General features: G+C 72.2%; 20 protein-coding genes. 7 read left to right on the forward strand and 13 right to left on the reverse strand.

Translation table 11 applies throughout. The features are described from left to right. Positions 1–112 precede the first annotated feature (112 nt). From JOF41_RS14940 to JOF41_RS14950, 3 genes are all read right to left on the reverse strand, one after another. Positions 113–574, reverse strand: a complete 462-nt coding sequence (locus tag JOF41_RS14940) for a MarR family winged helix-turn-helix transcriptional regulator (protein ID WP_189227287.1) — start codon at positions 572–574, stop codon at positions 113–115. Positions 575–864: 290 nt separating this feature from the next. Continuing rightward, positions 865–3153, reverse strand: a complete 2289-nt coding sequence (locus JOF41_RS14945) for a PQQ-dependent sugar dehydrogenase (protein WP_189227288.1) — start codon at positions 3151–3153, stop codon at positions 865–867. 326 nt (positions 3154–3479) lie between these two features. After that, a complete protein-coding gene (locus JOF41_RS14950; protein WP_189227289.1) occupies positions 3480–4739 on the reverse strand; it encodes a cytochrome P450 in 1260 nt (419 codons plus the stop codon). Between the two features lie 286 nt (positions 4740–5025). Between JOF41_RS14950 and JOF41_RS14955 the strand changes: the two genes are divergently transcribed. The 3 genes from JOF41_RS14955 (at position 5026) to JOF41_RS14965 (ending at position 11004) form a co-directional block, all read left to right on the forward strand. Further along, positions 5026–8382 carry a phosphodiester glycosidase family protein gene (locus tag JOF41_RS14955; protein ID WP_209619637.1) on the forward strand — a complete coding sequence of 1119 codons (3357 nt, stop codon included), beginning with the start codon at positions 5026–5028 and terminating at the stop codon, positions 8380–8382. A gap of 113 nt (positions 8383–8495) precedes the next feature. Further along, positions 8496–10181 (forward strand): PHP domain-containing protein, encoded by a 1686-nt coding sequence (locus JOF41_RS14960; protein ID WP_209619639.1) that lies wholly within the window; start codon positions 8496–8498, stop codon positions 10179–10181. Positions 10182–10314: 133 nt separating this feature from the next. Beyond that, positions 10315–11004, forward strand: a complete 690-nt coding sequence (locus JOF41_RS14965) for an SGNH/GDSL hydrolase family protein (RefSeq protein WP_209619642.1) — start codon at positions 10315–10317, stop codon at positions 11002–11004. Positions 11005–11053: 49 nt separating this feature from the next. Here JOF41_RS14965 and JOF41_RS14970 read toward each other — a convergent pair whose 3' ends face one another. After that, entirely contained in the window at positions 11054–12259 is a 1206-nt protein-coding gene (locus tag JOF41_RS14970; protein WP_209619645.1) for a discoidin domain-containing protein, read from the reverse strand. A 168-nt stretch (positions 12260–12427) separates the two neighbouring features. Here JOF41_RS14970 and JOF41_RS14975 point away from each other — a divergent pair, with 168 nt between their 5' ends. Then, positions 12428–12643 carry a hypothetical protein gene (locus JOF41_RS14975; RefSeq protein ID WP_209619649.1) on the forward strand — a complete coding sequence of 72 codons (216 nt, stop codon included), beginning with the start codon at positions 12428–12430 and terminating at the stop codon, positions 12641–12643. A gap of 85 nt (positions 12644–12728) precedes the next feature. Here JOF41_RS14975 and JOF41_RS14980 read toward each other — a convergent pair whose 3' ends face one another. From JOF41_RS14980 to JOF41_RS14990, 3 genes are all read right to left on the reverse strand, one after another. Next, positions 12729–13163, reverse strand: coding sequence for a DUF6314 family protein (locus tag JOF41_RS14980; protein ID WP_189227221.1), 435 nt, complete (start codon positions 13161–13163; stop codon positions 12729–12731). Continuing rightward, positions 13160–14218, reverse strand: a complete 1059-nt coding sequence (locus JOF41_RS14985) for a TerC family protein (protein WP_209619652.1) — start codon at positions 14216–14218, stop codon at positions 13160–13162. The genes JOF41_RS14980 and JOF41_RS14985 overlap by 4 nt, the downstream gene beginning before the upstream one ends. A gap of 236 nt (positions 14219–14454) precedes the next feature. Then, positions 14455–15168, reverse strand: a complete 714-nt coding sequence (locus tag JOF41_RS14990; protein WP_209619655.1) for a TetR family transcriptional regulator — start codon at positions 15166–15168, stop codon at positions 14455–14457. A gap of 70 nt (positions 15169–15238) precedes the next feature. On the opposite strand from JOF41_RS14990, the gene JOF41_RS14995 reads away from it, so the two are divergent. Then, positions 15239–16132 (forward strand): alpha/beta hydrolase, encoded by an 894-nt coding sequence (locus JOF41_RS14995; RefSeq protein ID WP_209619659.1) that lies wholly within the window; start codon positions 15239–15241, stop codon positions 16130–16132. A gap of 788 nt (positions 16133–16920) precedes the next feature. On the opposite strand, the gene JOF41_RS15000 is transcribed toward JOF41_RS14995, so the two are convergent. From JOF41_RS15000 to JOF41_RS37075, 6 genes are all read right to left on the reverse strand, one after another. Then, positions 16921–17274, reverse strand: a complete 354-nt coding sequence (locus tag JOF41_RS15000; protein ID WP_307867416.1) for a TIGR02611 family protein — start codon at positions 17272–17274, stop codon at positions 16921–16923. Positions 17275–17528: 254 nt separating this feature from the next. Next, the gene (locus JOF41_RS15005; protein ID WP_307867417.1) at positions 17529–18974 is read right to left on the reverse strand and encodes an MFS transporter; all 1446 of its coding nucleotides are present in this window, start codon (positions 18972–18974) and stop codon (positions 17529–17531) included. Between the two features lie 22 nt (positions 18975–18996). Beyond that, positions 18997–19686 (reverse strand): DUF3159 domain-containing protein, encoded by a 690-nt coding sequence (locus JOF41_RS15010; RefSeq protein WP_209619665.1) that lies wholly within the window; start codon positions 19684–19686, stop codon positions 18997–18999. A 49-nt stretch (positions 19687–19735) separates the two neighbouring features. Then, positions 19736–20989 carry an NAD(P)/FAD-dependent oxidoreductase gene (locus tag JOF41_RS15015; protein WP_209619668.1) on the reverse strand — a complete coding sequence of 418 codons (1254 nt, stop codon included), beginning with the start codon at positions 20987–20989 and terminating at the stop codon, positions 19736–19738. After that, a complete protein-coding gene (locus JOF41_RS15020) occupies positions 20986–21177 on the reverse strand; it encodes a ferredoxin (protein ID WP_189227212.1) in 192 nt (63 codons plus the stop codon). Before JOF41_RS15020 ends, JOF41_RS15015 begins: the two co-directional genes overlap by 4 nt. Then, on the reverse strand, positions 21174–22376 hold the full coding sequence (locus tag JOF41_RS37075; protein WP_209619671.1) for a cytochrome P450: 1203 nt from the start codon (positions 22374–22376) through the stop codon (positions 21174–21176). Before JOF41_RS37075 ends, JOF41_RS15020 begins: the two co-directional genes overlap by 4 nt. Before the next feature lie 325 nt (positions 22377–22701). On the opposite strand from JOF41_RS37075, the gene JOF41_RS15030 reads away from it, so the two are divergent. Both JOF41_RS15030 and JOF41_RS15035 read left to right on the forward strand, forming a co-directional pair. Continuing rightward, positions 22702–23151 (forward strand): MarR family winged helix-turn-helix transcriptional regulator, encoded by a 450-nt coding sequence (locus JOF41_RS15030; protein ID WP_189227211.1) that lies wholly within the window; start codon positions 22702–22704, stop codon positions 23149–23151. A gap of 136 nt (positions 23152–23287) precedes the next feature. Further along, positions 23288–24100, forward strand: coding sequence for a hypothetical protein (locus JOF41_RS15035; RefSeq protein ID WP_209619673.1), 813 nt, complete (start codon positions 23288–23290; stop codon positions 24098–24100).

The raw sequence follows: 24100 nt of genomic DNA on the forward strand, positions 1-24100 counted from the left end.
ACGGGTGCGGATCGCGTGCCCGCGCGAATCCGGTCAACCGAGCGCGATGCGCTCGGAAACGAGGAGAAGCGCACAGGTGTGGCAGTGCGCGGAGATCGCCGCGAACGGGGGGTTAATCACGTCCGCTGTGGTGCCGGAGGACTTCACCCAATAATCGGGTCAGCTGCTCCCGCTCGGGAAGTGACAGGGGTGCGAGCAGTTCCTCTTGGACGCGCGCCAGCCGCCGTTCCTGCCTGCGCAGCTGGCGTCGGCCCGCCGCGGTGATGGTGACCGTGTTGCGCCTGCGGTCGACGGGGTCGGGGGTGCGCTCGACCAGGCCGCGGTCGGCCAGCTCGTTGAGCGCGGCGACCACGTCGCTGAGGTGGATGCCGCTGCTGCGGCCCAGGGTGGCCTGGCTGACCGGGCCGATCCGGTCCAGCTCGGCCAGCAGCCGGAAGTGGTGCCCGCGCGCGTCGACCGCGGCCAGCCCGTCGGTCACCAGGCGGTGGGCGTGCAGGGCGGTCTGGGTGATCAGCCAGCTGGGCAGGGTCACCCACTTGGCGGCCGGGTCGGGGGCCGGGGCGCGCGTGTCCATGGCAGCCACCCTAATCAGCTCGTTGGACCGACCAATGTTTCCCGGAAATGGTTGGCCCGGCCAACGTTCCGATCGCGAATGTTGGCCGGGCGAACAGCGAACGCGGTGATCACAGCGGACGCCCGCGGGCCGAGCCCGAGGGCCCGACGGGCAGGTGGGTCCGCACCGCCCGCTCCGACGGGTCGTCGGGGATCGGACGGGACTACGGCATCCCGCTGTCGCGGGTGCGGGACCTCGTCGGCCGGGCGGTGGTGGGCGACGCGGTCAGCGCCGTCCACCACCGGTTCGGATCAGCAGCTCAGCAGGCACCGCGAGTAGGTGGCGGTGTAGGTCGTCGGGGTCGCGGGCGCGATGATGTTGTGCGTCTGCGCTCCCCCGTCGGACCAGTTGCGGTACCGGTAGCGGGAGAACGTCCCACTGCCCTGCGGGCTGGGCGCGCTGATCGAGTTGTTCGACCCGACGATCACCGTGCGGGTGAACGGCGTGGCCTGGGTCGCCCCGCCCACGGCCAGCTGCAGACCGCTGGGGCTGCTGGCGAAGGTCAGCGCCACCGTCTGCGGGTCCAGCCTGCGGGTCGTGCTCGCCGTGCGCCCCGACGAGTCGGTGGCGGTCAGCGTCAGCTCCAGGTACGAGGGGTACTCGTGGTCGGGCGCGACGAAGGTCCCCGACGACACCCCCGTCGTGTTCTGCACGACGTGCTCGTGGCAGGAGCCGGTGCTGGCGCAGTGCTGGATGCTCAGCTTCCAGCTCAGCGCCGACGCGGGCAGCGCGCCGTCCTGCGGGTCGGTGGCCGATCCGCTGAACGACACCGCCTGCCCCACCCGCCAGCGCAGCGCCGTGGTGGGCGTGCTGATCACCGGCACGGGGTCCTGCGAGGTCGGTGTGCCCACGGTGACGGCCACCGCCGCGGTGCCGGAGGCGCCCGCCTGGTCGGTCACCCGCAGCCGCGCGGTCACCTGGGCCTGGGCGGTGTAGGTCCAGGTCGCGGTGGCGGAGGTGGAGTCGTCGTAGGCGCCGTCACCGTCGAGGTCCCACGCGTAGCTCAGCACGTCGCCCTGATCGGGGTCGGTGGAGCCGGTGCCGCTGAACTGCACGGTCAGCGGCGCGGGGCCGGAGGACGGCGTGGCGGTGGCCACCGCGGTCGGCGCGCGGTTGCCGCCGCCGGGGTAGCTGACCCGGCGCACCTGCCCCGCGCCCAGCGCCACGTAGAACAGGTCGCCGCCGGGACCGGTGAGCACCTGCACGGGGGCGTTGACGCCGGTGACGAACGGCACCAGCTTGGTCGGGTCGGGCTGGCCCGCGGTGGTCTGCATGGCCCAGACGCAGCCTCGGGAGCTGTCGGCGAAGAACAGCGCTCCGTCGTAGGCGGCCGGGTAGTTGCTGCCGTTCTCGAAGGCGATGCCCGCCACCGACGAGCCGCCGGTCGGGCACGGGTCGCTCGCCACGACCTTGGACGAGTGGTTGTAGGCGTAGAACGGGGCGTTCTGGCCGCCCGAGGTGTACAGCGACTCGCACAGGGTCAGGTTGGCGTTGTCGTAGCCGGACTGCCGTGCCGCGCCCTCGAAGCAGGGCCAGCCGAAGTTCTCCGCGGTCGCGTCGTTGGCGTCGGCGATCCGGTTGATCTCCTCCCAGGTGTTCCAGCCGACGTCGCCGGACCAGATCTCCTCGGTGCCGGGGCGGAAGGCGAAGCGGAACTGGTTGCGCATCCCGTGGGCGATGACCCGGCGGGCGTTGGCGTCCGGGCTGCCCGCGAACGGGTTGCCGGGCATCCCGGCGCCGGTGTCCGGGTCGACCCGGACGATGGTGCCGTCCAGGGTGACCGGTTCGCCCGCAGGTCTGCGCGGGGACTGCGAGCGCAGCGCGCCGCCCCTGGCGGTCGGCGGGGTGAGGTTGGTCCCCGCGGCCGAGGGCGGGTCCGCGCACGGGTTGCCCACCTGGCCGTAGTCGGCGAAGTTGAAGCTCGCGCCGTCACCGCCGCCGACGTAGAGGGCCCCGTCGGGGCCGAAGGCGACGGTGCCGATGGAGTGGCTGGGGTACTGCTGGCACCAGTCGGTGATCAGCGGCTGCTCGGCGGTGGCCACGCCCGCCGGGCCCATGGTCAGCTTGGACAGCCGCCCGGTGACCACGCAGCCCTGGTCGGTGGCGCCGGGCGGGGTCGGGCAGGTGTCGCCCCAGCGTGGCGCCGCGCCGCCGGGCACCGCGTCGTAGGTGTAGAGGGCGTAGACGAACGGGCGGGCGGGGAACCGCGGGTCGACCGCGATGCCCAGCAGGCCGCGGTCCCAGAAGTCCTGCGTCTGCGGGCGCAGGTCGGCGAACACCGTGGCGGTGGTGTCCGCCAGCGAGTCGAACACCTTGACGATCCCGCTCTTCTCGGCGACGAAGACCTTGCCGTCCGGCGCGAAGGCGACGTTGGTGGGTGCGGTCAGGCCGCCGATGGCCAGGCTGTCGGTGAACCCGGTGGGCACCGCGGCGGTGGCGGTCGGTGTGGTGGCGACGGTCGTGCCCGCGACGACGAGCAGCGCGGTCAGCACGCTCGTCGTGCGTCTGGCGCGGGGTTGTCTGCGGCGGAAGAAACCCATGAGGTTGTACTCCTCTCGCACTTCGGAGTGAGCACGAAGGGGTAACACGGGCTCTGGCCAGGGCGTTTTGCAATCCGTGCCAGAGTCGTCCGGACGCCCCACCGTCATACGAGCGGAGCAATCCGGTCCTGTCGGACAGTGCGGAGCCGGTCACCGGTGGTGAGAGGCCGCGTCGCTGTCCACTCCACCTGGAATATCCCTCATCTGCGGCCCACCCGCCAAGAGACCGCGACCAGGTCGAGGACTGCGCACGCAGGCGCGGCACTAGCCGAGGTTGGGGCGCGCCCAGCGCCCCAACCTCGGCTACGCCCCCGAGGGGGCGTGACTCACGGCCGCACGTGGACCATCAGCGAGTCCACGCCGTGCACGATGGACGCGCCGCGGAAGGCGGGCGCGGGGTCGGCGAACCGCAGCTGCGGGAAGCGGCGGACCAGCGCGGGGAAGGCCGCCCGCAGCTCCATCCTGGCCAGCTCGGCGCCCACGCAGCGGTGGGCGCCGTGGCCGAAGGCCAGGTGCCCCGAGGGGGCGCGGGAGGGGTCGAACCCGTCGGCGCCCTCGCGGTTGGCCGCGCTGAGCGAGCAGACCAGCACGTCGCCCTCCCGGATCTCGGTGTCGCCGATCCGCATGTCGCGGCGGGCGAAGCGGGGGAACGCCACCTGCACCACGCTCAGGTGCCGCAGCAGCTCCTCCACCAGCGGGGCCACCGCGGCGTCGTCGTCGCGCATCGCCGCGCCCGCCTGCTCGTCGCTCATCAGCACGATCGCGCCCAGCGCCAGCATGCTGGCCGTGGTGTCGAACCCGCCGGTGAGCACCCCGTCGGCCAACCCGGCCAGCTCCTCGTCGCTGACCTCGTCACCGTGCTCCCGGATGATCATGCCGATCAGCCCGTCGCCGGGGGCCAGCCGCTCCCGCCGCACGATGTCGCGCATGTAGGCCAGCGACTCCGAGACCGCCCCCAGCGCCGCGCCCGCGCCGCCGAACAGGTCGAACCGCGCCGAGGCCAGCTGCTGGAACCGGTCGCGGTCGTCGTAGGGCACGCCCAGCAGCTCGCAGATGGTCAGCGACGGGATGGGCAGCGCGAACTCCCGCACCAGGTCCACCGGCCCGTCCGCGGCGGCCATGGCGTCCAGCCGCTCGGTGACGATCTCGTCGATGCGCGGGGCCAGCCTGGCCAGCCTGCGCATGGTGAACTCGGGGGTGAGCAGCTTGCGCAGCCGCGTGTGGTGCGGCGGGTCGGCGAAGCCGAGGCCGCCGGGCGACTGCTCCAGGCCCACCGCCGCGCCCAGCTTGGCGTAGTCGTTGCTGAACGAGTCGGTGTCGGCCAGCACGGCCTTGGCCTCGGCCTGGCCGGTGACCAGCCACACCCGCACGCCGAAGGGCACCGGCACCCGGTGCAGCGGCGCGGCCCGCCGCATCCGCTCCAGCTCGGCGACCGGCTCCACGCCGTCGCGCTTGAGCGGCACCAGCGCCGCCTGCGGCAGCAGCGCCAGCGCCCGCGAGCCGAACTTCGCCAGCACCCACTTCGCGGCCGACCGCCGCGCGACCCAGGCGACCAGACCGTCTCGCACCGATGCCACTGTCGTCATGACCGTTCCTCCCCCTCAACCACGGGCTCGGCCCCACCCGGCCGATGATCGTGGCACGGTAACCCGACCGGGGACCGCGCTGCGTCAAACCCCGGTCGGAAGCGCCTCAGCCTCCGGTAGTACTAGGCGGTCGCGGTGCGTGTCGGGGATGCCGGGAAGCCCACTCGAACGGCTCGAACCCCCGCACGGCGGGCGGGTCGCGGTTGCGCCGAACGGCACTGTCCCGCCAATGAACAACACGGTGAACTTGCAGTGGGTAAGTTCGTCACCACACCGGGGGTCCCCGATGTCCTGCCGCCCGCTCCGCCTCCTGGCGCTGTCCGCCCTGCTGCTCGGCCTGGCCGCCCCGGCGCACGCCGCCCCCGACCTGCCGGTCCAGGACCTGCCCGACGCCCCCGCCACCGCCACCGCGGTCGACCCGACCCGGCGGATCGAGACCGACCGCGAGACCCGGCCGGTGGCGCCGGGGGTGACGCTGGACTCGTTCGACTGGTACGAGCCGGGCGGCGCGGGCGGCTGGGTGCGCGGCGACGCGCTCACCGTCGACCTGACGGCGGGCACGCGGGTGGACTACCTCGACCCCGGTCGCGTCACCGACGTCGAGCCGCTGTCCGCGCAGGCCGACCGGACGGGCGCGGTCGCCGCGATCAACGGGGACTTCTTCGACATCAACAACTCCAACGCCCCGGAGGGGCCGGGGGTGCGCGACGGGCAGCCGGTGAAGTCGGGGGCGGCCGGGCGCGGCCGAGCGGTGGGCATCGACGCGGCGGGCCTGGGCCGGGTGATGGAGGTGCTGTTCGAGGGCGGTGTCGTGCTGCCGTCCGGGCAGGTCCCGCTGGCGCAGCTCAACAGCGCCTCGATCGGCGCGGACGGCATCGGCGTGTTCACCCCGCTGTGGGGGTCCTACAGCCGGGCCCGCGCGGTGCGCGGCGGCGCGCGGGTCACCGAGGTCGTGGTGCGCGGCGACGTCGTGGTGGCCACGCGCGGGCAGGCGACCGCGGAGCCGATCCCCTCCGACGGGTACGTGCTGGTCGGCCGGGAGACGGGCGGGGACGCGCTGGCCGCGCTGCGGCCCGGCGACCCCGTCTCGGTGCGGTACACCGCCAAGGCCGCCGACGGCGCGGCCCTGCGCGCCGCGATCGGCGGCAGGCAGCTGCTGGTGGACAACGGCGAGGTGGTCGCGCCGGAGGACCCGATCAACCCGCGCACCGCCGTGGGCTTCTCGGCGGACGGCAAGAAGATGTTCATGCTCACCGTGGACGGCCGGACCACGCCGTACCTGCTCGGCCTGAGCCTGCGCGACCTGGCGACCACGCTCAAGGAGATGGGCGCGCACAACGCGCTCAACCTCGACGGCGGCGGCTCGTCCACGATGGTCGTGCGCACGCCCGGCGCGGAGGCGGTGGAACTGGCCAACACCCCGTCCGACGGCGGTGAGCGGCCGGTGCCCAACGGGCTGGCGCTGTACGCCCCGCGGGGCAGCGGCGAGCTCGCCGGGTTCTGGGTCGGCACCGCGGTCGACCCGGACACCGCGCCCGGCGCCGGGACGGTCCCCGGCGGCCACCCCGAGCGGGTGTTCCCCGGTCTGACCCGGCGGCTGACCGCCGAGGGGTACGACGAGACCTACGGGCCCGCGCGCGACGAGTCGCACGTCTGGCACAGCTCCCGCCCCGAGGTCGGCCGCGTCGACCAGGACGGCGTGTTCCGCGCCCAGCGGCCCGGCACCACCAGCGCCGTGGCGCGGCGGGGGCGGGTGAGCGGCGAGCTGGAGCTGACCGTGCTGGGCCCGCTGGCGCGGCTGTCGGCCACCGAGAGCAGGCTCAGCCTGGCTGCGGTCGGCGGCACGGCGGCCTTCGGCGTGGTGGGCCACGACGCCGAGGGGTTCACCGCGCCGATCGAGCCCGCGGACCTGGCGCTGGAGTACGACCGGACGGTGGTCGACGTGGTCGGCGGCGAGGACGGCGCGCTGCGGGTGACGGCTAAGCGGGAGGGCGCCACCACGGTCGTGGCCCGCGCGGGCGGGCGCGAAGTGCGCCTGCCGGTCACGGTCGGGCTGCGCGAGCAGCTGGTGGCCGGGTTCGACGACGCCGCGTCGTGGACGTTCGGCTCGGCGCGCGGGTCGGGGTCGGTGGCACCGACCCCGGACGGGCGCACCGGCACGGGGTTGAGGCTGAGCTACGACTTCAGCCAGTCCACCGGGACGCGCACCGCCTACGCCATCCCGCCGCGGCCGATCGAGGTCGAGGGGCAGCCGCTGGCGCTGGGCGCGTGGGTGCACGGGCACGGCCGCGGCGAGTGGACCGCGTTCACCGTCACCGACGCCCAAGGGCTGACGCGCTCGCTCTACGGCCCGTTCATCACCTGGGAGGGCTGGCAGCAGATCGAGGTCGCGGTGCCCGCCGAGCTGGCGTTCCCGCTGCGGATCACCCGGTTCTACACCATCGAGATCAAGTCCGACCGGCAGTACACCGGCGAGGTGCTGGTGGACGACATCGTGGCGAAGGTGCCGCCGCCGGTCGAGCTGCCGCCCACCGAGGTGGTGGCGGACCGGTTCGTGGTGCGGGACGGCACGGTGGACGGGCGACCGTGGCGGTTCGCGGTGATGTCCGACGCCCAGTTCGTGGCGCGCGATCCCGACAGCGACCTGGTGAAGGCGGCACGGCGGACCCTGCGGGAGATCAAGGCGCAGCGGCCCGACTTCGTGGTCGTCAACGGCGATCTCGTGGACGAGGCCGCGCCCGAGGACCTGGCGCTGGCGCACCGCGTGCTCGACGAGGAGCTGGGTGACGAGCTGCCGTGGTACTACGTGCCGGGCAACCACGAGATCATGGGGCCGGGCACGATCGACAACTTCCGCCGCGAGTTCGGCGTCACCAACCGCGTCTTCGACCACCGGGGCACCCGGTTCGTGCTGCTGGACTCCTCCACCGGCACGCTGCGCGGGGGCGGTTTCGACCAGGTGGTGATGCTGCGCGACGCGCTGCGCGACCACGGCGGGGTGAACTCGGTGGTGGTGCTGGAGCACCACCCGACGCGCGACCCGTCGCCGGTCAAGAGCAGCCAGCTGTCCGACCGGATGGAGGCGGCGCTGGTGGAGCGGTGGCTGGCCGAGTTCCAGCGGGACACCGGCAAGGGCGCGGCGTTCATCGGCGCGCACGTGGGCCTGTTCGCCGCCTCGCGGGTGGACGGCGTGCCGCACCTGGTCAACGGCAACTCCGGCAAGGCGCCCTCGGGCGACGCGGGCGCGGGCGGGTTCACCGGCTGGACGTTGCTGGGCGTGGACCAGGGCGCACGGGACTGGCTGGCCGCGGAGATCCGCCCGCACGTGGACGCGCTGGCGCTGCAGGCGCCGCCGGTCGTGTGGACGGGCTCAGCGGAGCGGGTGAGCGCCACCGTGACCCAGGGCGCGCGGCGGGTGCCGGTGGCGTACCCGATGAGCCAGGACTGGAGCGGCTCGCCGAACCTGCACGTCGGGCCGCGGCAGGGGGTGCGCCCGTGGCACACCGCGTGGTTCGACCCCAGCACCGGCGAGCTGACCGGCCTGCGGCCCGGCCGGGTGACGCTGGCGGTGGCGGTCAACGGCGTGACGCAACGGGCGGAGGTGACCGTCGCGCTGCCGCAGCGGGGCCTGGGCGTCGCCTGAAGTGTTCCCCGCCTGAGTGTTCACCGGCTGTTCGCCCGCGTGCGGTGCGCGCGTGCGGTGGCGTCGCAATAGTTTCGGGACGCCACCGCACGGGTCACGATCGGAGCGCCCCGATGTCGCACCACCACGGCCACTCCCACGAGCACACCCACCAGGACGCGCGGGACAGCTGGCTGAACCAGGAGGACGACCGCCCGCTCTCGGTGGCGCGCCGACGCTTCCTGGCCGGGCTGGGCGCGGCGGGCGCGGTCGCGGGGACCGCGGCGGTGGGCGCGGGGACCGCGCACGCCCACGAGGACGACCGCAGGCCGCGCAACCCGTGGGGCGGCGGCGACCGGTGGTTGGCGGGTGACCACCACATCCACACCCGGTACTCCTCCGACGGGCAGTACGAGGTCGCCCAGCAGGTGGCCGCGGCGCGCGAGCACGGCCTGGACTGGGTGGTCATCACCGACCACGGCGGCGTGGCGCACCAGAAGCTCTCGCTCGACCAGGTCGGGCCGGACGTCGAGCGGGCCCGCAAGTCCTACCGCGACGTGCTGGTGTACCAGGGCCTGGAGTGGAACATCCCCGGCGCGGAGCACGCCACCCTGTTCCTGCCTCCGGGCCGCTCCACCATGGACATCCTGCGGGCGTTCGAGGCCGCGTACGACGGCGGCGTGCTGTCCACGCCCGCGGAGCAGGGCGGCGCGGGCCTGATCCCCCGCTCGACCGGGCCCGAGGGCGAGCCGTACGCGCTGGCCGCCCTGCGCTACCTGGAGGCGCAGGTACTCTCCGGTCGCACCGAGATCGCGCTGATGTTCGCCAACCACCCGTCCCGCCGCGGCCTGGACAGCCCGCACGAGCTGCGGGGCTGGCGCGACGCCGCGCCCGGCGTCGCGGTGGGCATGGAGGGCGCGCCGGGCCACCAGGCCGCGGGCATCCCCGAGGACCGGGGCGGGCGCGGTGGTGGGCGCGGCTACTACGACTCCTCCCCCGGCCCGGACAGCTTCCCCGGCTACGCCCCCACCGCGTCGGAGAACCCCTACCGCACCTACGGCGGGTTCGACTGGATGACCGCCAAGGTCGGCGGCCTGTGGGACTCGATGCTGGCCGAGGGCAAGCCGTGGTGGGTCACCGCGACCTCCGACAGCCACCAGAACCACCGCGACACGCACGTTCCCGGCAGCGGGGACCACGGCAGCACCGGCAGCCGCGGCAAGCCCGTCGACACCGGGGTCGAGCAGGTCTACGGCGACTACTGGCCCGGCTTCTACAGCAGCACCCTGGTCGGCGCGGCCTCCAAGTCCTACCTCGACGTCATGCGCGGGATGCAGGCGGGCAAGGTCATCGCCGTGCACGGCAGGCTGATCGACGGGCTGGACCTGCGGGTGCGCACGAACCGGGACGGCCGGGGCGTCACCATCGGCGGCCGCACGTTCGTCCCCCGCGGCGGCGAGGTGGAGGTCGTCATCGAGGTGACCTTGGCCCGCGGCGCGAACTTCGGCGGCGTGGTGCCGAAGCTGGCCAAGGTCGACCTGATCGCGGGTCCGGTCACCGGCCCGGCGGCCGACCGGGACGCGCTGTCGGCGCCGGGGACCTCGGTGGTGAAGACCTTCGAGGTCGGCGGCGCACGCGGCGAGGTCCGCTTCACGCACACCTTCCGCGATGTCGACCGCTCCTTCTACCTGCGGCTGCGCGGCAGCGACGGCAACCGGCTGACCGCCGACGGGCATCCCGTGGTGGACGTGATCGGCGACGCGGACCCGTGGGCCGACCTGTGGTTCTACGCCAACCCGGTCTTCATCGACGTCATCTAGCGAACACCCTCTGATCACCCTTTCGAGTAACGCTCGAAAGGGTGATCATCGACATCGTGAACGTGATCATCCGCAGACTTGGCGGCAGCGCATGACCGCCCGCCCTCGACGCTTATTGACCTTCCTGCCGCTCGTGCTGCTGCTCTTACCGACCGCGCCACCCGCCGGTGGCGCGGCGACCACGGCCTGGTGCCAGTCGCTGGCCGCGGGCGCGCCCGTGGTCGACGTGCTCGGCGACTCGGTGGCCCGCGGCGACCGCGCCGACGACGAGCACCGCTGGCCCCTGCTGCTGCAGCAGAGCCTGGTGGCCGACGGCTATCCCAACGCGCAGGTGTGGTCCGGCGGCGCGGTGGCGGGCTCGACCACCGCCGACTTCCTGCCCGGCGGACCGCAGCACGGCCACATCGCCTTCACCCGCCACCGTCCCCCGCTGATCATCATGAACTGGGGCATCAACGACTGGTACTACCGGGTGCCGGTGCAGACCTACCGGCAGCAGTTCCAGGCGATCATCGACGAGGTCCGGGGCTACAGCCCCGACAGCCTCATCGTGCTGCTGCACAGCCCCTGGGTCTACAACCCGCAGCAGACCGCCGAGCGCGGCCCCCAGGAGCCCTACGCCGTGGCGATGCGCGACCTGGCCCTGGCCAACAACCTGCCGATGATCAACCTGGAATGGGCTTTCCCCGGCGACAACCGCTGGGGCGGCTACCACGAGGACCTGGTCCACCCCAGCAACGCGGGCAACAACACCATCTTCGGCATCGTCCGCGAAGTCGCCATGCAGCTCTGCCCTCCACTGCGCCGAGGCGTGGCGCACTGAGCAGGGCGCGGACGAGCACCTGATCGGCAGGCTCCCCGTCCGGCGGAGTTCAGGAGTAGACGCGGACCCAGTCGACTTCGAACACCGCCGGGCGCAGGCCGCTGCTGCCGGTGAAGTTGTCGAGCTGGATGTTGAGGTGACCCGAGGGCATGTCCTGGATGTCGCCCCGGTCGGAGCCCGCGCCACCGGACAGGCGGAACCACTCCACTCCGTCGACGTAGCCCGCCACCCCGGCCGGGGTCCACTCGAAGGCGAAGTTGTGCCACTGGGTCATGTCGACCGGGCAGCGCTCGCGCCGCTCCTTCTTGTCCGACGGGCTGCTCGGGTAGTGCAGGAAGGCCTGCAGGCACTGCGCGTCGGGGTTGGAGTACTCCACCCAGTCGTACTCGCCGTCCTGCAGGCGCTTGCCCGAGGTCGGCCAGATCAGGTGCAGCGGGTGGTACAACCCGCCGGAGGTGCCGGTGTTGCGCGAACGGGACCGGATCTCCCAGCGACCGTACTGGCGGTCCAGTTGCTGCCTCAGCCAGCCGGTGTCGCCGTTGGCCTCCCCGCGCATCGTCATGATGCCGTCGGCGACCGTGCTGTTCTTCGCGCAGCGGCGGCCGTTCTCGGCGTGCCCCTTCCAGCACCCCGGCGTGCCGCCCTCGTTGCCGCTCGGCACGGCCCACTTCGTCGGGTCGACCGGTCCGGTGTAGTCGAACTCGTCGGAGATCGGCAGCGGCGCGCCCCACCCGTACCTCACCGCCGCACTGGTCTGGTCGCCCGGCTCCGAGGTGGCGCCGTTCACGCTCACCTCGGTGATGCTGGTCCAGTCGTTGGAAGTGTTGCCGTGACCGACAACGCGCACGTACCGGCCCGAGGCGTCGGGGAAGTCGTAGTCCTGCAACCGGACCGAACTGCCGCTGCTCCTCTGCCCGCTCAACACCGGAATCCACGACGACGCGTCATCCGACACCCGAACGTCGAAGGTGTTCCTCCGGGTGTCCCCCTTGTGCCAGGCGATCGAGACCGACCCGATGGTCTGCGCCGAACCGAGGTCGTACTGGATCCACACCCCGTCGCCCTCCGCCGACCACCGGGTGCCCAGGTCGCCATCCAGCGTGTTGGCCGCGACATTGCCGTCGTCCCCGCTGGCCGCCACGCCCACGACCGACAACGGCGAATCCTGCGCCACCGCGACCGAGCCGGAGACCCCCACCGCCCCGGCCACCAGCGCCACGGCCAGAACCGCACGGCAAGCTCGTTGTAAGTCCATGCATCGCCTCCTCTGCCACCACGCCCGGAGCGACTACCCGTGCCGCCCACGCGGGCACGGGATGCGAACTCCTTCGCGACCTCCTCCGCGACGTGTCGGCGCCCAGTGTGTTGCGCCAATTCGGGACCAGTCCCCACGCGGCTCACCGCCGCCAAGGGGTCGATCGCCGTGATCGGCGCGGCACTGGCCGGTGGTCTGGCGCTGGGCACGGCTTCGCCTGCGTACGCGGACTGCAACAGCCCGCTCTACCCGACGTTGTCGAAGTGCAACGAGGCGCGGAAGACCTGCGTCTCCTCGTGGACCTCCCCGCAGCAGTGCTACCGGGTCGTTTACGGGAACGACAGCTTCGCCCGGTATCAGTTCCTGGTGAAGACCCGGTGCTGAGGCGGCACCACGCTCACCGCCTCCTCGCGCGGGAGGCGGCCTCTGGTATCCGGGACGTGTTCGTGCGAGGCGCTCTGACCAGCCACTACCTGGTGTCGCGCTCGTAGTCGGTCAGCAGCTCGTAGTCCTTGGCGGGGCCGGTGGCGTGCCAGTGCTCGGTGAAGCTGTCCGGCCCGGTGATCCGCCCGGCCACCACGTAGGTGTCGGCGCTGCACGGGTGCTCGGCGGACCAGCCGCCGTCGCTGAGGTGGAGGCGGTAGAAGTCGCGGCCGTCGGCGAACTTGACGTCGAGGACGTGCCCGCCCCGGTCGATGTAGCGCAGGGAGCGGGTCGCGGGCCCGCGGTGGTCGCCCCAGCGCAGCTCGCCCTCCTCGTGGTAGGACAGGTCGTCGCCGAACTCGGCCGTTCCCACGAAGTCGCCCTCGACCCCGTTGCGGTGGTCGACGATGCGCCGCCGCACCCGCCATCGCCCGCGCAGGAAGTCGGCGGCGCCGCCCTCGCGCTCCTCTCGAACCGTCACCCCTCGGAGGTTTCCACGTGACCCTTCGTAGCGTCGACCCGGCCTGCGCTATTCGTGCGAGGGCTCGCGGTGGGCTCGAACCTCTTCCGCGGCAGCTTGCCTCGGGTCTTGACCAGGCTCGCCGCGGTGGCCACCGCGATGGCCGCAGCGATGACGAGCAGCGAGAACCAGGTCGGGATCTCGGGCACCCAGAGCACGGGCTGACCGCCGTTGATGAACGGCAGCTCGTTCACGTGCAGCGCGTGGAGGATCAGCTTCACACCGATGAAGGCCAGGATGAAGGCCAGGCCCTGCGCCAGGTAGACCAGGCGCTCCAGCACGCCGCCCAGCAGGAAGTAGAGCTGGCGAAGCCCCATGAGCGCGAACGCGTTCGCGGTGAACACGATGTACGGCTGCTCGGTGAGGCCGTAGATGGCCGGGATCGAGTCCACGGCGAAGATCAGGTCGATGAAGCCGATCGCGACGACGGTGATGAACAGCGGCGTCACCATGCGGCGTCCGGCCTCGCGGGTGACGAGGCGGTCGCGGTGGAAGTCGTCGGTGACCGGCAGCACCCGGCGCGCCCAGCGGGTGATGGCGTTGTCGCCGGGGTCCTTGCCGTCGTCGTGCCGCAGCTGGCGCCAGGCCAGCAGCAGCAGGAGCGCGCCGAACAGGTAGAAGACCCACGACAGGTTGGCGATGAGCGTGGCGCCCACCGCGATGAAGGCGCCGCGCATGACCAGCGCGATCACGATGCCGATGAGCAGCACCTTCTGCTGGTAGCGCTTCGGCACCGCGAACCCGCTCATGACCAGCAGGAACACGAACAGGTTGTCCACCGAGAGCGCCTTCTCGGTGAGGTAGCCCGCGAAGTACTCGCCGCCGAAGCCCCAACCGTTGACCAGGCCGATGCCCACGCCGAACAGCAGGGCCAGGCCGATGTAGAACGCGGACCAGGCGGCCGACTCGCGGATGGTGGGTTCGTGCGGCGTGCGCACGTGGGCCAGGAACTCGAAGACGAAGAAGGCGATGGTGACGCCGACGGTGACGAGCCAGACCCAGGTGGGGGTGTCCACGGGACCTCCGGGCAGGACGAGACGGCCAGGTCTCCCCCACCCGCGGACGGGCCGGGCACGCCGGATCGGATTCGGCCTCGATCGTGTTGACGACGTGCACCGTGCCGGGATACTCCCCTGTGGACACCAGGCTACAAGACGCCGACCGAATTATCCGAATGGTCCCCCTGCCCGCCGCTCCGCGCTCCTCCCGGAATCGAGCGCAGCCGCCGTCTCAGAATCAAAGTCTCATTTCTTCAGGTTTTGAGACAACGGTAGACCGTGGCCCGCGAGACGCCGAACCGGGCGGCGAGCTGCTCGGCGGTGCAGGCTCCGGAGGCGTGCAGCCGCCGCACCTGCTCGACCTGCTCGCCGGTCAGCGCGAGGGGCCGCCCGCCACCGCTCCCCCTGGGCCGCGGGCGTCGGGCGGACGGCTCGCCCAGCAGGGCGCGCACGCCGTCGAGCAGCAGGGCCCGCACCCGCTCGGGCGGGGCGTCGTGGAACAGCACGACCGGGTCGGTCAGGCAGGCCACCGCCTGGGCGGCGCGCACCCGCCGCTCCAGGCTGCGGTCCGGCCCGCACACCAGGTCGTTGGCCAGGCGCACCACGGCCCGGAACCGCTCCGCGACCGGCGGCCTCGCCAGCAGGGTCATGTCCCGCACCAGCATCAGCAGGGTGGTGCGGTGGCGCAGGCTGACGTCCAGGAACCCCTCGACGGCCCGCCAGCGCACCGCTTCGGGGTCGTGGTGCGTCCCCGCCTCGTCCAGGGCACGCTCCAACTCCCCGAGCAGGGGAACCGTGAGACGGTGCAGTATCTCGTCCTTGGACGGGAAGTGGTAGTACAGCGCGGCCTTGGTGATGTCCACGCGCCGCGCGATCGCCTGCATCGACGTCGCTCGATACCCGCGCTCGGCGAACAGTGCCCCGGCAGCGGCGAGGATGCGCTCGGCGGTCGTCCCGGTCCCCGTCATGAATCCCCCTACCGCTGGTCAATTCTCCTGCTATTTTACTGACCTGGATTCAGTGCTGGGGGGATGCGGCGTGGTGGAACGGGAACACGTGTCGTTCGAGTCGGGCGGCACCCGGTGCGCGGGGTACCTGCACCTGCCGGAGGGGCGCTCCGGCCCGCTGCCGTGCGTCGTGCTGTGCCACGGGTTCAGCGGCACGATGGACCGGCTCTTCCCGCACGCCCGGCGGTTCGCCGCCGAGGGGGCGGCGGCGCTGGTGTTCGACTACCGGGGCTTCGGCGAGAGCGGCGGCGAACCGCGTCAACTCGTCGACGTCCGCGGCCAGCAGGACGACCTGCGGGCCGCCATCGCGTGGGCGCGCGCCGACCGGCGCATCGACCCCGACCGCATCCTGCTGTGGGGAAACTCGCTCGGCGGCGCCCACGCCATCACCGTCGCGGCCGACGACCCGCGGGTGGTCGCCGTCGTGGCCCAGATCCCGTTCAACGGCTTCCCGGAGCAGGTCGAGGGCCGGTCGACCGCGGAGGTGCTGAAGTTGCGGGCGGTCATCCTCTGGGACGCCCTGCGCGGGAAGCTCGGCCTGGCGCCCCACTACATCCCCATGCTCGCCAAGCCGGGGCAACTGGCGGTCACCGCGACCGAGGAGGCCGAGCAGCACATCCGCACGCTCAGCGGGGACGGCGACACGCTGTGGCGCAACTCCGTCGCCCCGCGCGGACTGCTGTCCATGGCCCGCTACCGCCCGGCCGCCGACGCCTCCCGCCTGGGGGCGCCGCTGCTCGTCTGCATCGCCGCCGACGACCGGGAGACCCCGGAGCAGACGACGCGGGAACTCGCCGAGCGCGCCCCTCGCGCGGAACTGCGCCGTTACGAGGGCACGCACTTCTCCTTCTACAACGACCCCGCCACCCGCGATCGCGTCCTGGCCGACCAGATCGCCTTCTACCGCCGGTTCACCGCGTTCTGAGGTCGTGCGCGGTGCCGCCCGCGACGGCCCGGAGCTTGTCCGGGTCGACCACGTCGTGGGTGGCGGTGTGCCGGCGGGCTCGACGCCTTGGTAGGCGACGGTGCCGATCGGTGACCTCGCGCTGCCGCGAGCGGTGCGCGGCCTGCCGGACCGCAGCCTGATCCCCAACTCATCGGCACCAGCGTCAGCCACCCAGCGCTGCTGGCCACCTACCGGGAGCAGCACATCCGGCCGGCGACGCCGACGTCGACTCGGTGACCGACATGGTCGTGGGCGCGGCCATGTACCGGATGCTCATCGACCCCCGGCGGCGGACGAATCGCTGGTCCACCTCATCCGCTCGCTACAGGTGCGCCAGCGGATCGGCGACCTGCACTGCCAGGGCTTCATGCTGTACAGCCTCGCCGTCTCCCACCAGTTCCCGGACCCGCGATCACGACACGTCACCCCGAACTGAACATTCACGCACTCCGAACTCGCCATTCGCGCCGCCGGGTAGTACTTACCGCTCCGCGCGGGCACTTCGGGTGGTACTTGCAGACGCGGTGGGGGTACTGGGGAGAATCGTGTGCGAGGCGGCGAGCCGGTAGCGCCGGGGGCGAAACCTACGTGCTCGTGCCGATGTCTGCGCCGGGTCCGGGAACCGACGCTGGTCCCATGACCAGAACCGGGTACGCGACAGACCAGGCGCTGCCGGGAGCCGCCCGGCGGCGGTGCTCTGGCAAGCTCTCCCCCACCACGGGCGCCGTGGTCGGCAGGGGTGGCGCACCCGCCCCCAGGTCGGACCGTCACCCCAGCAGCGGGCTCCGCAACCAGGTCCAGTCGGCCTGCCCGAGTTGGCTCGCCACGAGCCACAGGCCGCCCATCAGCCACAGGGTCATCCCGATGACGACCGCAGTTGCGGCGAGCACCGCGAACTTGACCGGCCGGTCCTGCCGACGGACCCACGCGGTCCAGCCGTCGTAGTGCCGCCGCGCGTAGCGCAGGAGGTGGCGGGCCCAGACGAATTCGCTGGCGAGGACCGCCAGACCGGCGAACACGATGAGCCAGCCGGGCCCTGGGTAGGGAATGGCGAGTACGCCGAGCCCGAGAACGGCGAATCCGACCACGGCGACGCAGAGCTGCCAGACTCGGCGCAGCACAGGACGGTCCTCGATCCGGACGCGGATCGCGCGCAGTTGGCCGTGGACGAGGGTGAGGCGGGTTCGGGCGCCGCGGGGACGGCTCGCGGCACCGCCGTCGTCGACCGCCGCCGGGGCGGTGGGCCGAGTAGGGGACGAGGTCGGGGTGGGGGGCGCCTGCGCCATGGGGGTCCTGTTCGGTAGTGGCGGAGAGGAAGCCCATCCGGACCGGGGGTTGGCTGCTGCCTCGCCGGCGGCGGATGGGGCTCCGGTGGCTAGGGGCTGGGATTCGGCTCGTGCCGCAGCACGGCAGTGGGTGCGACGAGCGGGAGGTCAGCCGTCGTGGCCGGGCGGGGGCGGGGGATGAAAGCTGCGATGACCAGGGCCAGCAGCGCCGCCGACGCGCCGATCAGCAGGATGGTGGTGAACGCGGTCCGGTCCGGGACGACGTGCCCGCCCACCGTCGTGCTCATGGTGGTCAGGAGCAGTCCGGCCACCGTGCTGGCGGTGGATGTGCCCAACGACCGGCAGAGGTTGTTCAGGCTGTTGGCCGCCGCGGTCTGGCTGACGGGGACCGCGCTCATGATGAGCGAGGGCATTGCCCCGTAGGCGAGCCCGATGCCGGATCCGACGAGGGCGGAGCAGACGAGCAACTGCCAGAGCTGGGTGTGCAGCAGCGTCGCGAAGCCGTAGCCGCACACGACGACCGAGGCACCGGCCGTGAGCGTCGCCCGCGGTCCGCAGCGGTCGGTGATCATGGCCGACACCGGCGACATGGCGATCATGCACACTCCGCCGGGAGCCTGCAGGAGGCCGGCGACGAGCATCGACTCGCCGAACCCGTACCCCGTCGCCGTGGGCAGCTGCAGCAGCTGGGTGAACACCAGCGAGCTGGTCAGCATGGAGAAGCCGAAGACCAGCGAGGCGGTGTTGGTGAGCAGCACCTGTGGCCGACGGCTCACCCGCAGATCGATCAGCGGCTGCGAGGTGCGCAGCTCCCACGCGCCGAACAGCACCAGCAGCGTGGCCGCGCAGGCGAACGACCCGAGGGTGACGCCGCCGGTCCATCCCCACGTACCGCCCTTGGAGATGGCGAGGAACAGGCAGACCAGCGCGCTGGAGAGCAGCAGCGCCCCCAATGGGTCGAACCGCCCGCCCGGCGGCCGGGACGTACGGGGCACGACGAGCAGGACGAGAACCCCCGTCGCGGCGGCCAGCACGCCCGCGGTCCAGAACAGGACCCGCCAGTCGGCGTGCTGCGCGAGCAACGCCGACAGCGGGATTCCCAGCGAAGCCCCGACGCCGAGCGACGTGCTCATCACCGACGTCGCGGAGGCCAGGCGGTGCTGGGGCAGGTGGTCGCGAAGCAGGCTGATGCCCAGCGACACCACGCCCGCGGCGGTGCCCTGCAAGGCGCGACCGGCGACGAACCAGCCGAGCGAGGCGCTGAGCGCCGTCACCGCGGAACCCGTGACCAGGAACGCCAGACAGGACAGCAGAACGCGCCGCTTGCCCCACATGTCGGCGAGCCGACCGACGATCGGGATCGAGACCGCCCCCGCGATCAACGTGGCTGTCACGGCCCACGAGGCGTTGTCGGGGGTCGTGCGCAGCAGCGCGGGCAGGTGGGGCAGCAGGGGGATGACGAAGGTCTGCTGCAACGACACCGTGGTCCCGGCGATGGCGAGCACGGCGACGAGCGCTCTCGGTGGCGATGTCACGGGTTCCGGCTGGTTCACGGGGTCACTCCGCCTGCTTGTGACCGGTGTCCGCCTTCTTCAGGCCGAGTTGCTTGCTGCTGACCCGGAAGGCCCACACGATGACGAGCGCGACGAGTGCCGACAGCGGCGTGCCCATCGCGATGCGGGCGACACCGAGCGCACTGGTGTTGTCGGTGATGTACAGCCACTGCTGGAGGGAGAACCGGGCGCCCAGCACGCAGGCGGCGGCGAGGGTGGCGACGGTGTGGGCACGCAGGACCCGCCGATCGGTCCGCCACCGGTACTTGCGGCCGTGCACGAAGTTCCAGATGATCCCGGTGACCGGCCTGCGGGCCAGCACCGAGCCGAGGGCGATCACGAAGCCCGCGAAGTAGGCCCAGATCCCCACCGCGAAGTAGTTCTTCGCCGACCCGGTCAGCGCCACGATCCCCGCAGCGATCGCGACGCCGACCAGGCTGCCGACAGCCGAGGTCCAGCGCTCACCGCGCACGAGTCGGAACACCGTCAACCCCGCTCCCGCCAGCAGGGCGAGGGTGATCGTCATCGCCAGCGGGAGCAGGAGGTTCGCTGTCACGAACACGACGACGGGGATAGTGGAGTAGACGAAGCCCTTCCGCCCGCCCATGCGGGCGACCACCGCCTCGTCCCTGGCAGGGCCTGTGCCGGACGGGGTGGTCGTGTCCGTCGTGTCCTGTTGTTGCAGCTTGGCCATGGTCGATTCGTCCTTTCCGGCGGTGCGCCGGCGTTGGCGGGGCGGAAGGTCAGGAAGCGGTGCTGGCGGGGCGCGTGGGCGCCGACGTCCGGGCGAACGCGATGGCCTCGTCGAAGCGGGCGCGCTGGGCGATGAGTCGGCGGTACTTCATGACGTGGCGCTGCCCGTTCAGGGTCAGCACCCCGGTCAGCCGGTCACCCTCGCGGTACAGCGCGACGAAGTGGTCACCGGCCGGGTCGCCCGAGACGATCTCGTAGCCGTCGTGGGTGGCGACACCGGCGAACTGGACGCGCGAGCCGTACCAGTCCGACCAGAAGTACGGGACCGTCGCGTAGGGCTGGGCATCTGCCGGTGACACCGCGTTGCGCGCGGCCCGCGCCCCCTGCTCGGCGGCGGAGGACCAGTGCTCCACCCGCATCGAGCGGTCGAACAGGGGGTTGTGCCAGCGGACGACGTCCCCCGCGGCGTACACACCGGGGGCGCCCGCACGGAGGAACTCGTCGCAGACCACGCCGTCGTCGACGGGCAGTCCGCTGCCTGCGAGCCAGTCGGTGCGGGGCACCGCCCCGATCCCGACGACGACCAGGTCGGCCTCGATCACGGTGTCGTCGGCGAGACGGACTCCCTCGACCCGGCCGGTGCCCTCCAGCGCGGCCACGGCCTGCCCGCAGCGCAGCGCGGTGCCGTTGCGGGTGTGCAGCAACGCCAGCGCGGCACCGAGGTCGGACCCGACGGACCGGACCAGGGGGGCAGGCAGCGCCTCCACGATCGTGACCGGCGAACCGCGCTTGCGCGCGGCCGAGGCGACCTCGGACCCGATGAACCCGGCCCCCACGACGACGGTGCGAGCACCCTCGTCGAGGGCGCGGCGAACCGCGCGCGCATCGTCGAGCGTGCGCAGGACGTGCACCCCCGCCAAGCCCTCGGTGCCCGGCAGGCCGCGGGCGGCGGCACCGGTGGCGACAATCAGCGCGTCGTAGGCCACGTCTTCGCCACCGGCGTGCACGACCCCGGCGTCCGGGTCGAGTCCGGTGGCCGGAGCGCCGAGCAGCAGTTCCACGCCCAGCTCGTCGACGAGCTCGGCACGGCTGCGGAGGGTCACCGGATCAGTCGGGCCCCCTGGTGCCAGCAACTCCTTCGACAGCGGCGGCCGGTCGTAGGGCAGGTGGGGCTCGTCGCCGATCAGGGTGATGCGGCCCGCGAATCCGGTCTTGCGCGCGGCTTCGACCGCACGCAGGCCGGCGAGCGAGGCGCCGACGACAACGAGCGAGCCGGGCCCGGTGCGGACCGTCGCGGTGCTCACGACCGCAGCCTCAGCGCCATGGTGGGACAGCCCTCGACGGCCTCGGCCACCTCGTTGCGGGCGTCTTCGGGCACCTCGGCGGACAGCACGACCAGCTCACCGTTGTCGTCCACCTCGAACACGGTGGGTGCGAGGGCCTCGCAGATCCCGATGCCCGTGCACTTAGCCCGGTCCAGGATGATCCTCATCGGACGGTGGCCCTCTCGTTCGCGGCACCCAGGCGGACGTGCATGGTCCGGACGCCGGGCACCATGGTCGAGCGCATCCGCAGCACCTCGCCGGTGAGTTCGACGCGGTCGAAGCGGGCGAGGAACTCCTCGAAGAACACCCGTGCCTCGAGCCTGGCCAGCGACAGGCCGAGGCAGGCGTGCTCGCCGGTGCCGAAGGCCAGGTGCGGGTTGGGCCTGCGGGTGATGTCGAACTGCTCGGCGGTGTCGCCGAAGACGTCCTCGTCCCGGTTGGCGGCGCCGTAGAGCAGCACGACCGCTTGGCCCTTCTTGATGGTCCTGCCGCGCAGCTCGACGTCCTCGGTGGCCCAGCGGGTCATGTGCGTGACCGGGGAGATGTAGCGCAGCATCTCCTCGATCGCGGTGGGGATCAGGCTCGGGTCCTCGACGAGCACCCGCAGCTGCTCGGGGTGGTTGATCAGGGCGATGGTGCCCATCGCGATCAGGTTGCGCGTGGTCTCGTTGCCCGCGACGAGCAGCAGGTGCAGGAACGACATGAGCTCGTCGTCGGACAGGCTCTCGCCGTCGACCTCGGCGTCCATCAGGATCGAGATGAGGTCGTTGGTGCGGTTCCGCTGGCGCAGGTCGATCAGCTGGCGGAAGTAGGCGGTCAGCGCCCCGAACGCGTCCTGCGAGGACAACGTGATGTCGGGGTCGGCCGAGCCGACGGATGCGTCGGACCAGGCGCGGAACCGCTCCCAGTCCTCGGGCGGCGCTCCGAGCAGGTCGGCGATGATCCGGACCGGGACCTTGGCGACGATCCCCTCCGCGTACTCCAGTTCGACGCCGGGCTTCGCGGAGTCCAGCACGCCGCGCACGATCGCGCGGACGTCGGGCTCCATCGCGTTGATGTGCTTCGGGGTGAAGCCCTTCGAGATCAGCTGGCGCAGTGCCTTGTGCCGCGGCGGATCGGTCGTGATGAGCATCGGGCGCGGGTCCACCGCCCGAGGCTTGCCGTCCGGCATCAGCACGCCCTTCGCCGACGAGAACAGGTGTGGCCGCGCGCCGATGAACTTGACGTCCTCGTAGCGCGTGATGCCCCAGAACCCACCGTTGGCGCTGGTCCAGTGGACGGGGGAGTTGCGGCGCAAGTCCCGGTAGGCCGGTGCGGGGTCGCCGATGTAGAAGTCCGGCAGGTGCAGTGGGTAGTTCGGCTCCACGCTTGGTTCCCTTCCGTGGTGGTGTGCGCGGCGCTGCGCTCCGGCATGGCCGTCAGGAGCACCGCTCGCAGTTCAGATATGAGGCAACGTACACGCAAATTATGATGCCGTCTACACGTAGTTCGAACGCGGTCCGTTGCTGTCGCTGGAGCCGACGGAGCCTTGAGGCAGGCCCTCACGTACACTGTTTAGGAAGCGGGGTACACGTGAATTCGCATCAAGCGGCGCAGCGCGGACCGCGTGCCCCCTCCTCGGCGGTCGGGACGGACAGGAGCGGAGCGGCCCCATGACGCGACAGACACTCGAGACACGGGTCCTCGACGCGATGTCCTTGCTCACGCGGACGACGGAGGACTTCTTCGAGCGGATCGCGGGCAGCATCTCGCCGGGGCTGCGCCGGGGCACCGCCTCGCCGCTGTTCGTGCTGCACCGGGTCGGGCCGCTCCGGGTGTCGCAGCTCGCCGAGGAGCTCGGCCTGGACCGGACGACGGTGACGCGTCACCTCGACGACCTGGAGTCCCGCGGTCTGGTGGACCGGCGGCCCGACGAGCGGGACCGGCGCGCGATGGTGGCGAGCCTGACTCCGACGGCCCAGGGCTTCCTCGACGACATGCGGGTGCGCAACCGGGCGTTGATCCGGCGCATCTGCGCCGACTGGACGCCCGAGGAACGGGCGATGTTCGGGCTGCTGCTGCCGCGCTTCGCCACCGAGGGCGAGAGGGTGTTCGGCAGCGCTCTGCCATCGGGCCCAGGGCGATCCCAGAGCAGCGGCTGACCCGCACCCGCTCATCGGCGGATCAGCCGGATCGGGGACCAGGCCTTGTGCCGTGACGTCGCTGGGCCACGGCGCGGGCCGACGCCCACCGCAACCCGCCGACAGCAGGTATGGGAGCGTTCCCAGATCGCGTAGCGTGCTGCTCCACCGACTCGAGGAGGAGTTCGCGTTGCGCAACCGGTTACCCACGCTCGCCCTGATCCTGCTGCTGCCGCTGACGACGACCGCGACCGCCGCCGCGTCGTCACCGGGCCGAGGCCCCGGCACCTGCGCCAAGTCGGCCCTGCTGTTCTGCGAGGACTTCCAGGACCTGCCCACCGGCGGGGCGAGCAGCCTCGACTGGGGCGTGGACACCAAGCACGGCACGCTCACCGTGGAGCGGGAGGGCAGGCGCGGGCAGAAGGTGCTGCGCGTGCACACCGAGGGCAACGGCCGGGCGTTCCTGAAGGTCGACGACTTCGCCCCGCCCGGCAACAGCTTCTACGGCCGGGTGCGGCTGAAGGTCGACGCCTTCCCCGTCGCCCCGGACTGGGCGCACTACACGCTGGTCGAGGCCACCGGGACGGGGCCGGAGATCGTCCGACCGCTGGGCGGCCAGTACGTGCCGACGCTGGACCGGGCGCTGTGGGGCGTCGGCGCCGACGGCGGTCCCACCGGCGACTGGACCAACTGGCGCGAGTCCGCGCCCTCGGTGGCGGGCCGCTGGCTGTGCTTCGAGTGGCGGATGGAGGCCGCCGACAACCGGATCACGGTGTGGTTCGACGGCGTGCCGCAGCCGGACCTGACCGTGTCCACCCGCGAGCACGGGGGCAACGACGTGGACTTCGTCTTCCCCCGGTTCGACACGGTGAAGCTGGGCTGGCAGCTCTACCAGGGCGACCCCACGCCGTCGGGCTACGACGTGCGGATCGACGACATCGCGCTGAGCACCACCCGCGTGGGCTGCTGA

It is taken from the genome of Saccharothrix coeruleofusca, assembly GCF_017876325.1.
Classification (GTDB): Bacteria; Actinomycetota; Actinomycetes; order Mycobacteriales; family Pseudonocardiaceae; genus Actinosynnema; species Actinosynnema coeruleofuscum.

Bases quoted from the DNA above. Each gene is read 5' to 3' on its own strand.
- JOF41_RS14970 (WP_209619645.1), bottom strand. From the start codon at position 12,259: ATGGACTTACAACGAGCTTGCCGTGCGGTTCTGGCCGTGGCGCTGGTG.
- JOF41_RS15010 (WP_209619665.1), bottom strand. From the start codon at position 19,686: ATGGCCAAGCTGCAACAACAGGACACGACGGACACGACCACCCCGTCC.
- JOF41_RS14945 (WP_189227288.1), bottom strand. From the start codon at position 3,153: ATGGGTTTCTTCCGCCGCAGACAACCCCGCGCCAGACGCACGACGAGC.
- JOF41_RS14990 (WP_209619655.1), bottom strand. From the start codon at position 15,168: ATGACGGGGACCGGGACGACCGCCGAGCGCATCCTCGCCGCTGCCGGG.
- JOF41_RS15020 (WP_189227212.1), bottom strand. From the start codon at position 21,177: ATGAGGATCATCCTGGACCGGGCTAAGTGCACGGGCATCGGGATCTGC.
- JOF41_RS15030 (WP_189227211.1), top strand. From the start codon at position 22,702: ATGTCCTTGCTCACGCGGACGACGGAGGACTTCTTCGAGCGGATCGCG.
- JOF41_RS14955 (WP_209619637.1), top strand. From the start codon at position 5,026: ATGTCCTGCCGCCCGCTCCGCCTCCTGGCGCTGTCCGCCCTGCTGCTC.
- JOF41_RS14950 (WP_189227289.1), bottom strand. From the start codon at position 4,739: ATGACGACAGTGGCATCGGTGCGAGACGGTCTGGTCGCCTGGGTCGCG.
- JOF41_RS14960 (WP_209619639.1), top strand. From the start codon at position 8,496: ATGTCGCACCACCACGGCCACTCCCACGAGCACACCCACCAGGACGCG.
- JOF41_RS14940 (WP_189227287.1), bottom strand. From the start codon at position 574: ATGGACACGCGCGCCCCGGCCCCCGACCCGGCCGCCAAGTGGGTGACC.